At 69.7% G+C, this 11,851-nt stretch carries 5 protein-coding genes and 8 pseudogenes; 10 read left to right on the forward strand and 3 right to left on the reverse strand.

Going from position 1 to position 11,851, the window contains the following annotated elements:
• A pseudogene (locus StrepF001_RS48985) lies at positions 1 to 182 on the reverse strand (hypothetical protein); the annotation flags it as partial.
• Positions 183 to 554: 372 nt separating this feature from the next.
• Between StrepF001_RS48985 and StrepF001_RS40010 the strand changes: the two are divergent.
• The 6 genes and pseudogenes from StrepF001_RS40010 to StrepF001_RS50300 all read left to right on the forward strand — a co-directional run bounded on the left by StrepF001_RS40010 (position 555) and on the right by StrepF001_RS50300 (position 4,273).
• Positions 555 to 945, forward strand: a pseudogene (locus tag StrepF001_RS40010) (helix-turn-helix domain-containing protein).
• A 76-nt stretch (positions 946 to 1,021) separates the two neighbouring features.
• A pseudogene (rpmF, locus tag StrepF001_RS40015) lies at positions 1,022 to 1,190 on the forward strand (50S ribosomal protein L32).
• Positions 1,187 to 2,352: pseudogene (locus StrepF001_RS40020) on the forward strand (GTP-binding protein). Before rpmF ends, StrepF001_RS40020 begins: the two co-directional pseudogenes overlap by 4 nt.
• Before the next feature lie 281 nt (positions 2,353 to 2,633).
• On the forward strand, positions 2,634 to 2,921 hold the full coding sequence (locus StrepF001_RS40025; RefSeq protein WP_129803012.1) for a hypothetical protein: 288 nt from the start codon (positions 2,634 to 2,636) through the stop codon (positions 2,919 to 2,921).
• Positions 2,922 to 3,864: 943 nt separating this feature from the next.
• Entirely contained in the window at positions 3,865 to 4,071 is a 207-nt protein-coding gene (locus StrepF001_RS50295; protein WP_346657002.1) for a hypothetical protein, read from the forward strand.
• Between the two features lie 37 nt (positions 4,072 to 4,108).
• Positions 4,109 to 4,273, forward strand: a complete 165-nt coding sequence (locus StrepF001_RS50300; RefSeq protein ID WP_346657003.1) for a hypothetical protein — start codon at positions 4,109 to 4,111, stop codon at positions 4,271 to 4,273.
• A gap of 73 nt (positions 4,274 to 4,346) precedes the next feature.
• On the opposite strand, the pseudogene StrepF001_RS40035 reads toward StrepF001_RS50300, so the two are convergent.
• Together StrepF001_RS40035 and StrepF001_RS40040 are read right to left on the reverse strand one after the other, a co-directional pair.
• Positions 4,347 to 4,894, reverse strand: a pseudogene (locus tag StrepF001_RS40035) (sigma-70 family RNA polymerase sigma factor).
• Between the two features lie 273 nt (positions 4,895 to 5,167).
• The gene (locus StrepF001_RS40040) at positions 5,168 to 5,839 is read right to left on the reverse strand and encodes a hypothetical protein (protein WP_129803013.1); all 672 of its coding nucleotides are present in this window, start codon (positions 5,837 to 5,839) and stop codon (positions 5,168 to 5,170) included.
• 330 nt (positions 5,840 to 6,169) lie between these two features.
• Between StrepF001_RS40040 and rox the strand changes: the two are divergent.
• From rox to katG, 4 genes and pseudogenes are all read left to right on the forward strand, one after another.
• Positions 6,170 to 7,612 (forward strand): annotated as a pseudogene (rox, locus tag StrepF001_RS49865) (rifampin monooxygenase).
• A 146-nt stretch (positions 7,613 to 7,758) separates the two neighbouring features.
• A complete protein-coding gene (locus StrepF001_RS40050) occupies positions 7,759 to 8,067 on the forward strand; it encodes a TOBE domain-containing protein (RefSeq protein ID WP_346657004.1) in 309 nt (102 codons plus the stop codon).
• Between the two features lie 208 nt (positions 8,068 to 8,275).
• Positions 8,276 to 8,733, forward strand: a pseudogene (locus tag StrepF001_RS40055) (Fur family transcriptional regulator).
• A pseudogene (gene katG, locus StrepF001_RS50305) lies at positions 8,726 to 10,870 on the forward strand (catalase/peroxidase HPI). The pseudogenes StrepF001_RS40055 and katG overlap by 8 nt, the downstream one beginning before the upstream one ends.
• The last annotated feature ends 981 nt before the right edge of the window (positions 10,871 to 11,851 follow it).

Genomic DNA, 11,851 nt, shown 5'->3' on the forward strand with positions numbered 1-11,851 from the left:
CCGGCGCGTAGGAGCCGCCGCGGCTGGCCACGACGGTGACCGGGTGCCCTTGGCAGAGGGTTCTCGCCCATGGTGCGGCCGTGGAGGATCACGTTGTCCAGCCATGCCTTGAGGTGGACGGATCGAGTAGTTGTACATCGGGGCGCGATCAGCACCGCGTCCGCCCGCTCCAGCTCCTCCATCAGCTTCACCCGCTCGGCGAAGGCGGCCGCCTGCTCGGGCGTGTGCGCGTCCGGAGCGGCGAAGCCTGCCGTTGGCGTCGGCGGTGATGTGCGGACGGGGTGGGTGGAAGTCGCGGTAGATCACCCCTCCGGGTGCTGCTCCTCCAGGCCTTGCGGAAGGTCTCCGTGACGGCCCGGGACGCGGAGGCGGAGCGGGGAACACGGACGAGCGATGTGCAGCAACGTGGCCATCAGGAAATCTCCCATGAGCAGTGAACCGCCGGCGCCCGCGGGTGGCAGGGCACCCGCCGTGCTAATTCTTGGTGCGGGACTATGAATAACACAGGTGCTTACTCTTTTTCCCCCGCACGGCGGCCACAGTACCCTGAAGGCATGACAGTCGAGCAGAGCCATGACACCGAGGCATGCAAGCGGGTGGACAGCGCATCACCCGCGTCTTCCAGTTGCTCGGAAAGCGCTGGACCGGCCCGATCGTGGCCGTGCTCGTCAACAGCCGGCCCACTTCGCCGACCTGCGCCGGGCGATCCCCGGGATCAGCGAGCGCATGCTCTCCGACCGGCTCACCGAGCTCGGCGCCGCGGGACTCGTCGTGCGCGAGGTGGAGGAGGCCCGCCACTGCGGTCTCCTACCGGCTGACCGAATCCGGGGCCCCCTGGAACCCGCCCTCAAGAACTCGGGGACTGGCGAGAAGCACCTGCCGGACAGCCCTGTTAGCCGACTTGCCCGACCGGCCGACCCCGCCGACAGAGCCCGACCCACTTAGTAATGGGATCCATTTTCATGTAGCGTCTGTGTCACTCCCCCCGGGGAGTCACGAAACGCACCCAGGAAGGATCCCGATGGCCGTCCCCAAGCGGAAGATGTCCCGCAGCAACACCCGCCACCGCCGCGCCCAGTGAAGGCGAGCACGCCGCAGCTCGTGCCGGTCACGATCGAGGCGTCAGCCACCTCGTACCGCAGAACCTGGTCAAGGCGTACGAGCGCGGGCTGCTGCGCCCCGAGGGCTGAGCGAGGATCCTTACGGCCGACTGCCCGTCACCGTCCTGTCCGGTTTCCTCGAGCGGGCAAGACCACGCTGCTCAACCACGTCCTCGCCAGTCGCGAAGGGCTGCGCGTCGCCGTGATCGTCAACGACATGAGCGAGATCAACATCGATGCCACGCTGGGCGCGGCGGCGAGCCGCGCTGTCGCGCACCGAGGAGCGGCTGGTCGAGATGACCAACGGGTGCATCTGCTGCACCCTGCGCGACGACCTCCTGGAGGAGGTCGACCGGCCCGTGAGGGCCGCTTCGACCACCTGCTGATCGAGTCGTCCGCATCTCCGAGCCGATGCCGGTGCCGCCACCTTCGCGTTCGCCCGCGACGACGGCGCCACCTCGGCGATCTGGCCCGCCTGGACACCAGGTCACCGTCGTCGACGCAGCGAACTTCCTGGCAGAGCTGGCGAGCGGCGACGAGCTCGTCGAACGCGGCCTGGACCAGTACGAGGACGACGAGCGCACCGTCAGCGACCTGCTGATGGACCAGGTCGAGTTCGCCGACGTCATCGTGCTCAACAAGCTCGACCTGGTGGACGCCGCCACCGCCGACCGGCTGCGGGCGACCCTCGCACGCCTCAACCCGCCGCCCGCGTCGTCCCCGCCACCCACGGCCGGATCGACCTCCAACAGGTCCTGGACCACCGGCCTGTTCGACCTGGAGCGCGCCCAGCAGGCGCCGGGCTGGGTCCGGGAGCTCAACGGGGACCATGTTCCGGAGACGGAGGAGTACGGCATCTCCTCGACCGTGTTCCGCTCCGAACTGCCTTTCCATCCCGGGCGGTTGTGGACCTTCGTGACCCAGGAGCTGGACGGCGGCGACCACGGGCGGATTCTGCGCTCCAAGGGCTTCTTCACCCTGGCGAGCCGCCCGCAGGTGACGGGCCTGTGGTCGCAGGCCGGTTCCGTCGCCCGCTTCGAGCCGTCCGCCGCACGCGACGAGGACCCCGTACGCTCAGGAACTGGTCTTCATCGGTACGGAGCTGAAGGCCGGCGCCCTGCACACCGCACTGGCCGAGTGCCTGATGCACGACGGCGAGGAACCGCCGTCCGACGACCCGTTCCCCGCCTGGGACACCTACGGCCTCGACGACACCTGCGACCACGAGCACTCCCCCCATGGCGGGACCTGAGACCCGGGTCGGGCGGTGGACGCAGCCACGGCACCGCCCGACCCGTACGGACACCGAAACGGAGACTGCCATGACAGAGCACGGTGTACGTCTGGGCACGGTTCAGGAGACCCTGCTCATCCCGCTGTACGGACGCGCGGTGGAAAGCCGCAAGAAGGCGCCGCACTGCGCGACGCCCGGGCCGAGGAGATCGTGGCCTCGATCGACTACGACTTCGCCCGCTTCGACAACGGACCGAGCCTCATCGGCACGGTCCTGCGCACCAGCCTGTTCGACCGGTGGTGGCCGACTTCCTGACCGAACACCCGGACGGCACGGTCGTCGAGATCGGCACGGGCCTCAACACCCGGTACGAGCGCGTCGGCACCGGCCGCGCCCGCTGGTTCGACCTCGACCTGCCCGACGCGATCGACCTGCGCCGGACGTTCTTCACCGACACTGCCCGCCGCACGATGATCGCCGCCGTGACGGACGAGGCATGGGCCGACTCCGTCGCCGCACAGTCGACGGCCCCTTCTTCCTCGCCGCCGAAGCGGTACTGCCCTACCTGCCCGAGGCGGAGGTGCTAAGGTCCTCAACCTGCTCGCCGAGCGCTTCCCCGGTGCGCTGCTCGCCCTGGACACCGCCGGTCCCGGGATCATCACCACCCAGGACCAGCACGACGCGCTCAGCAAGGTCGACGCCAAGATGCATGGTCGGCGCCGGCCGAACTCACCGACTGCGACCGGGGACCCGACTGCTCGCCTCCCACACGCTCACCAGCCTCCCACCACGATGTACGACGAACTGCCGGCGGCGTATCAGAGATGCTCAGCGGCCTCAAGGCCCAGCGGCTGCCGCAGGTGGAGGAGTACCGATCAACCTGCTCCGACTCCCTGACCGAGTGACCACACGGCGCCCGACTCGCCTATTCGCAGGCCATTGGGTGCCTGCCGATTGACACCCCACCCTGACCTCTCCACCCTATGAGACGACATCCATTTCCAATAGGAGTTAGCGATGCGTGTGCGTTCGTCGGCAAGGCGGCAGTGGCAAGACCACTCTGTCCCCTCTTCTCCCGCCGGCTGGCACGTTCGGGGCGCCCGTGGTCGCCGTCGACGGCGACATCAACCAGCACTTGGCGTACGCCCTCGGCCTCGACGAGGAGAGATGTTCGCCGCCCCCCGCTCAGCGCCCACACCGGCGAGATCAAGGACTACCTGCGCGCACCAACCGCGGATCGTCTCCCGCGACGCCATGGTCAAGACGACCCCGGCGGACGCGGCTCACGGCTGCTGCGGCTGGGCGACGACGAGATCCACGCCCGGCACGTGCAGCGGGTGGGCGAGGTCCGGTGATGGTGACCGGCGCCTTCGACGAGAGGATCTCGGCTCGCCTGCTACCACTCCAAGCTCGGCGCGGTCGAGCTCTACCTCAACCACCTGGACCCGCCGCGAACGTCGTCGTCGACATGACGGCCGGCGCCGACGCCTTCGCCTCCGGTCTGTTCACCCGCTTCGACATGACGTTCCTGTGGTGGAGCCGACCCGCAAGAGCGTCTCCGTCTACCGCCAGTACCGCGACCACGCCGCCGAGTTCGGCATTCCGATCGCGTGGTCCCAACAAGGTCACCGCGAGGACGACTCGACTTCCTCCGGCGCACATCGCGACGACCTGGTCGCCCACTGCGAGCAGTCCGCCTGGGTCCGAGCCCAGGAGCAGCCGCGGCACGCGAGCTGAGCCGCACAACGCCGTGCGCTGACCGGCTGGCGCCGCGGTGGACGCCCGCCCCAAGGACTGGGCGACCTTCCAACGGCACGCCGTCGAGTTCCACCTGCGCAACGCCGCCGCCTGGGCCAACGACGCCACCGGCCACGACCTCACCGCCCAGGTCGACCCCGACTTCCGGCACGGCCCCGCGGCGCTCGCGGCCTTTGCCTGACCGGCCGCGCCGCACGCACACAAGGGTGCCGACGGCCGCCTCCACGGCGGCCGTCGGCACCCTTGGTCGTCGCTCAGGCGGCCAGCGCGGCGGGCTCGTCCGCCGCGGCGAGCAGGTCGATGAGCGCGGTGCGGGCCCGGTTGACCCGGGACCGGACCGTCCCGACCGGGCAGTCGTCAACTCGGCGACCTCCGCGTACGGCAGCCCGAGCAGCTGGGTGAGGACGAACGCCTCCCGGCGCTCCTCCGGCAGCGCCGCGAGCAGGTCGAGCAGGGCGATGCCGTCGTCGAAGCCCGGCAGATCGCGCGGCTGGGCCAGCTCCACGGCCAGCCGCCAGTCCGGTACGTCACTCAGACGCGGCCGGGCGGAGGCGTACCGGTAGCTGTCGATCACCGCACGGCGGGCGATGGACAGCAGCCAGGCACGCGCGGAGGAGCGGCCCTCGAATCGGTGCAGGCTGCCGAGCGCCCGCAGAAACGTGTCCTGCGCCAGGTCGTCGACGGCCTGGGGGTCGGCGCACAGATGGGCGACGTAGCGCAGGACGTCGCGGTGCAGGGCACGGACGAAGTGGTCGACGGCGTCCGGGTCGCCGCCGCGGGCGGCAAGCGCCCAGGCGGTAATCGACTCGTCGGCGGTCTCGTCCCGTGGTCCTCGGTTCGCGCGCGGAACGTCTCGCGTCGTTTCTCGTACGAGGCGGGCAGGGCAGGAGTGATCACCTGGTGTCCTTCTCGGTCATCCGGGAGCCCGGCCGGCGGCGCGCACAGGCACGCTGCGGCGGGATCCGGCGAGTGGGGATTCAGGCCGTACGGGACCCTGCGGGGCGTCCTGATGCCCGCGCGGGCGTACGACCGTGGCCCGAGGCGCCTCGGGGCCGCCTCGGGAAGCCGGCTGTCGTCAGACGACAGCAGTCCCCAGGGGCGGACCCCGCAAGGTGATCGCGTGGACGAGGAGGAGTCGGCGCGGTGACCGTGCCGAACTGCGCCGCGGCCGTGGGCGCGGGGCCTGCGGCGGGGCGGGCACGGCGAGCGGCAGCCGCAGCGGCGCCGCCAGCCATCCGGCCACGGCGCGCAGAATACGGAAGGCGGCACGCTCGCCGTGGGCGAGCCACAGGCGGACAGCAGTGCGGCCAGCAGGTGGGCGGCGATCATCCTGACGAGGACGAGCCGCCATGGCGTGGCCCGCGGTATGGCCCAGGTCCATAGCGTCCATCGAGTGCATGGGCATCGAGCCCATGTGCATCGAGGACATGTGCGCGGCGGACATGTCGTGGCCCACGGCACCCGTGTCCGAGGCACGGTGTGCTGTCCCGGTCGCCGACTGCGCGAGGGAGAACGCCGAGTGCAGCGCCGTCTGGGCGGTGGCCACGACGGCCACGATCAGCGGCAGCCCGCGTTCCCGGCCCGCCAGACACCACCCCCCGCCGGCGGTCACGGCGGCGCCGCCGGCCAGCGCCCACCAGGGCACATGACTGCCGGACATCAGTACGTGGCCCAGGGCGGCGAGCAGCACACAGACGGCCGCGAACACCGCGGCCCGAACCGTGCGAGAACACCACCCAGCAGTCATGACGGCCTCATCCTTGCATCCGGCGTCCCGGTGTCACCGTAGGTACGGAAATCGGCGGGGTCCGCCACTCAATCCGAGCCATGTGATACGAGCCACATGCACATGCCGGACGTGCCACAACAAATGGGAAAGGCAAGGAGGTTACCCACTCCTTGCCACTCTCAACATATAGCGCACGGGGGGCCTTGCGGCAAGACCCGGGTCGTGCCGCAGAATCTCCGGCCGAGGGCCAGAAACCGCGGAAATCAGGGATTCGCGAAGCGTGTATTCCCTTGTCCGTCCGGACGGCGCGGAGCAGCTGGCCGACAGCCTTGTCGAATGGGGGGTTTCATGTTTGACGTGATCGTTGCCGGCGGCGGACCGACCGGCTTGATGCTGGCCGGCGAGTTGCGGCTGCACGGCGTGCACGCGGTCGTGCTGGAGAAGGAGGCGGAGCCGACCCGGTATGTCCGCGCGCTCGGCCTGCACGTGCGCAGCATCGAGGTGATGGACCAGCGCGGTCTGCTGGAGCGGTTCCTCGCGCACGGCAAGCAGTACCCGCTCGGCGGTTTCTTCGCCGCCATCGCCAAGCCCTCGCCCGACCGGCTGGACACCGCGCACGGCTACGTTCTCGGCATCCCGCAGCCCACACCGACGCCTGCTGGCCGAGCGCGCCACCGAGCTCGGCGCCGAGATCCGGCGCGGCTGCGAAGTGGTCGGGCTGAGCCAGGACGACCACGGGGTGACCGTCGAGCTGGCCAATGGGGGCGTAGCCGGCGGGGGAGGCACGCGGCTGCGCTCGCGCTACCTGGTCGGCTGCGACGGCGGCCGCAGCACGGTGCGCAAGCTGCTCGGCGTCGGTTTCCCGGCGAGCCTCCACGGTCGAGACGCTGCTGGGCGAGATGGAGGTGGCCGTACCGGCGGAGGAACTGGCCGCCGCGGTGACCGAGGTCAACAAGACCCAGAAGCGGTTCGGCGCCACGCCCTTCGGAGAGGACGGGGTGTACCGCGTCGTCGTACCGCCGAGGGGCTGGCCGAGGACCGTACGATCCGCCGACCCTCGACGAGTTCAAGCAACAGCTGCGGGCGGTCGCCGGCACCGACTTTCGGCGTGCACTCACCGCGCTGGCTGTCCCGCTTCGGCAACGCCACCCGGCAGGCCGAGCGCTACCGGGTCGGCCGGGTGCTGCTGGCCGGCGACGCGGCGCACATCCACCCGCCGACCGGCGGACAGGGGCTCAACCTCGGTATCCAGGACGCGTTCAACCTCGGCTGGAAACTGGCCGCCGAGGTGAACGTGGCGCACCGGGGGGCTGTTGGACAGCTACCACACCGAACGGCACCCGGTGGCCGCCGACGTGCTGGACAACACCCGCGCACAGATGGAGCTGATGTCCACCGAGCCGGGCCCCCAGGCGGTGCGCCGACTGGTGTCGGAGCTCATGGACTTCGAGGAGGTGAACCGGTACCTGATCGAGAAGATCACTGCGATGGGGGTCCGCTACGACTTCGGCGAGGGGCATGACCTGCTCGGCCGGCGGATGCGGGACGTGGAGCTGAAGCGGGGGCGACTCTACGAGCTGATGCACGGCGGCCGCGGGCTGCTGCTGGACCAGACCGGTCGACTCTCGGTGGCGGGCTGGGCAGACCGGGTCGACCACGTCGTCGACATCAGCGAGGAACTGGACGTGCCGCGGTGCTGCTGCGGCCGGACGGCCACGTGGCGTGGGTCGGTGAGGACCAGCAGGATCTGCTCGGCGACTGCCCGAGTGGTTCGGCGCTGCCGCCGGCTGAGCGCACAGGTGTGGCTCGAAAGGACGGGAGGGGTACGCCCTCAGCCCAACTGGGTCGTCGTACCCGTTCGGACAGGGCTGACGGGGCTACCGTAAGGCTGCATTATGCCCTGATCCGAGAAGTACATCCTTTAGAGGTGTTCCGTCGTGAGCCTGAGCATCCGCAATCAACTGCCCGGCACCGTCACCGCCGTCACCACCGGCGAGGCCATGGCGACTGTGACCGTCGCCTCGACGGAGGTCAGGACATCACCGCGGCGATCACCGGGAGGCGGTGCGCGACTCGGTCTCGCCGAGGGGTCCGCCGTGCGCGCCTCGTCAAGTCCACGAGGTCGCCCTCGCCACGGCAGTGTGGACGGCCTGTCCATCCGCAACAGGCTGCGCGGTAACGTGCGGGAGATCACGACGGGCGGCGCCATGGCCTCCGTCCGGATCGCGAGGAAGGCGGGGAGCTGACCTCCGATCACCAAGGAAGCGGTGGCGAACTCGCCTGGAACGGACTCCTCCGTCGTCGCGTTGATCAAGGCGACGGAGGTCTCACTCGCGTCGACTGATCCGAACTGCGGCGGGGGCGGCGAGGAACGCGCACGACACGCACAAAATTAGAACCATTCGTTTTCTTGAACCGTTCGTGTTCTTGAGGGTAGGTTCGGCGGCATGACGCATCCCGGCCCCCACCGCTGAGGAGTTGCGCGGTGCCGGCCTGCGGGTGACGGCCGCCCGTGTCGCGCTGCTCGAGACCGTCCGGGCCGGTGACCACCTCGGCGTCGAGGCGATCGCCTCCGGGTGCGCGACCGCGTCGGCCATGTCTCCCTCCAAGCCGTGTACGAGGTCCACGCCCCACTGCGGCGGGACTTCTGCGCCGCATCGAACCGGCCGGCAGTCCGGCCCGGTTCGAGGGCGCGTCGGGGACAACCACCCCACGTCATCTGCCGGTCGTGCGGTGCCGTCGCCGATGTCGACTGCGCGCGCGGCGATGCCCCCTGTCTGACCGCGTCCGACGACCACGGCTTCTCGATCGACGAGGCCGAGGTCATCTACTGGGGCGTGTGCCCCGCTGTTCCACCCGCGCAGTACCTGAGCACCGTGATCCACCACGTCCGGAAGGATTTCCATGGCTGAGAACCCGATGCAATCGTCACGACCCAAGGCGGAGACCACAGGCGGCTGCCCGGTCGCACACGGGCGCCGCGCACCCGACTCAGGGCGGCGGCAACCGCCAGTGGTGGCCGCGCTCAACCTGAAGATCCTCGCCAAGAACCCGCCGTGGCCAACCGCTCGGCGAGGAGTTCGACTACGCCGAGGCGTTCAAGGCCCGACCTCGCGCCGTGAAACGGGACATCGCGAGGTGCTGACCACCTCGCAGGACTGGTGGCCCGCCGACTTCGGCAACTACGGCCCGCTGATGATCCGTATGGCCTGGCACAGCGCGGGCACTACCGGACCAGCGACGGCCGCGGTGCGCGCCGGCGCCGGACAGCAGCGCTTCGCCCCGCTCAACAGCTGGCCGGACAACGGCAACCTCGACAAGGCGCGCCGTCTGCTGTGGCCGGTCAAGAAGAAGTACGGGACATCTCCTGGGCGACCTGATGATCCTCACCGCAACGTCGCCCTGGAGCAGATGGGCTTCAAGACCTTCGGCTTCGGCGGTGGCCGCGAGGACGTCTGGAGCCGGAGGAGGACGTGTACTGGGGTCCCGAGACACCTGGCTCGACGACAAGCGCTACACCGGCGACCGGGAGCTGGAGAACCCGCTCGGCGCGGTCCAGATGGGCCTGATCTACGTCAACCCGGAGGGCCCGAACGGCAACCCGGACCCGATCGCCGCGGCCCGCGACATCCGTGAGACGTTCGGCCGGATGGCGATGAACGACGAGGAACCGTCGCCCTGATCGCCGGTGGCCACACCTTCGGCAAGACCCACGGCGCCGGCCCTGCGGACCACGTCGGCAACGACCCCGAGGCCGCCTCATGGAGGAGGCAGGGCCTGGGCTGGAAGAGCACCCACGGCACCGGCAAGGGCGCGGACGCCATCACCTCTGGTCTGGAGGTCACCTGGACCACCACGCCGACCCAGTGGAGCAACGGGTTCTTCAAGAACCTCTTCGAGTACGAGTACGAGCTCACCCAGAGCCCTGCGGCGCCCACCAGTGGGTGGCCAAGGACGCCCCGGAGATCGTCCCGACGCGCACGACCCGTCGAAGAGCACCGCCCTGATGATGCTCACCACGACCTGTCGCTGCGCTTCGACCCGATCTACGAGCCGATCTCCCGCCGGTTTACGAAACCCGGAGGAATTCGCGACGCCTTCGCCGCGCCTGGTACAAGCTGACCCATCGCGACATGGGCCCGAAGTCGCTGTACCTCGGCCCGGAGGTCCGGAGGAGACCCTGCTGTGGCAGGACCGCTGCCCGAGGCGGGGGCGAGGTCGTCGACGCCGAGGACATCCGGCTCAAGGCAAGATCCTCGACTCGGACCTCTCGGTCTCCGAGCTGGTGTCCACCGCCTGGGCGTCGGCCTCCACTTCCGCGCAGCGACAAGCGCGGGGCCAACGGCGCCGCATCCGCCTCGAGCCGCAGCGCGCTGGGAGGTCAACGAGCCCGACCAGCTGACGGTGCTGCGCACGCTGGAGGGCATCCAGGGACTTCAACTCCGGCGCCAAGAAGGTGTCCTGGCGATCTGATCGTGCTCGCCGGTGGCGCGCGATCGAGAAGGCCGCCAAGGGGCGGCTTCGACATCGAGGTCCCCTTCACGCCGGGCCGCGTGGACGCCTCGCAGGAGCAGACGGACGTAGAATCGTTCGCGCGCTCGAGCCGACCGCCGACGGGTTCCGCAACTACTCGGCAAGGGCAACGGCTGCCCGCCGAGTACCTGCTCCTGGACCGGCGAACCTGCTGACCCTGAGCGCCCCCGAGATGACGGCCCTCGTCGGTGGCTGCGCGTCCTGGGCGCGAACCACCAGAGTCGCCGCTCGGCGTCTTCACCGACACGCCGGGCTCTGACCAACGACTTCTTCGTCAACCTGCTCGACTGGGTACGACGTGGAAGGCTACGTCCGAGGACCAGACGTTCGAGGCCGCGACGCGCCACGGGCGAGGTCAAGTGGGCGGCACCGCGCGACCTGGTCTTCGGCTCGAACTCCGAGCTGCGCGCCCTGGCGGAGGTCTACGCCAGCGATGACGCGAAGGAGAAGTTCGTGAACGACTTCGTCGCGGCGTGGAACAAGGTCATGGACCTGGACCGGTTCGACCTCGTCTGATCATTCCGATCATTCCGACCACGACGTCCGGGGCCGGTCCGCAGGGGCCGGCCCGGACGTCCGGTCTCCCGGGTTCAACTCGTGCTCGGGGTGAGCACCGAAGTCGCGCTCGACGGGTCGAGACAGACGGCCAGCCGGCGACACCTCCGCGTCCTCCGGCCCCATCTGCACGCTGCCGCCGTTCTCGGTGACGCGGCGACCGCGGCGTCGCAGTCGGCGACGGCGAAGACGGGTGCCAGTACGGCCTCCCGTTCGCCGGCGCAAGGTTTCCTTCGGGAGCTCCATGACACCGCCGTGCATACGCTCCTCGGGAAGCCGGCGGAGTGATGAGGAGTACGTACCCCGCCGCCGGCAGCTCATGTCTGAACTGCCAGCCGAAGACACCGCCGTAGACTCCTCGCAGCCGCGGCGTCGCTCGTGTACAGCTTCGGTCACGACAGCGAGCCCGGCTGTCCACCAGCTCGACGCCTTGTTCGTCCCCGGCTGCCAGACGGAACTGGCCCCAGCGGATCGCTGTACTGCGCCATCCGGCCCACTCGTGAGGTCCATCGGCGCACCCACGTGCCGCCCGCACGCTCCACGGCTGGGTCGTGGCGTCGCGTCGGTGACGCAGTATAGATCATCCAGGCGAGGGGCACCCTCGGTCAGCTTGCCGAGCCGGCGACGATCTTGCCTCCTTCCGAACATCCGCCTTCCATGTCTCCCCTCCCCATGGACTCGTCCCAGCCGAGCACCGCGCCGTAGAAGGCGCGGTGGCCCGCACGTCGGGGGCACGAGGTCGAGCCAACAGGGGGAGCCGGGGACGAAGTCATGGGATCAGGCGATTCCTTTCGGATCCTGTGTGACCTCAGCGTGGCACCCGGCACTGACAATCACCGGAGACCGGCGTGCCGGGCGCACACTGGAGCGGAAGGCCTCCGTCATGATCCGCACATGGAGGTGGGCCGTGAGCACCTCGAAGACATGTCGATCGTCGGAGTC

The sequence above is a fragment of the Streptomyces sp. F001 genome, assembly GCF_004187715.1.
Taxonomy (GTDB): Bacteria; Actinomycetota; Actinomycetes; order Streptomycetales; family Streptomycetaceae; genus Streptomyces; species Streptomyces flavusporus.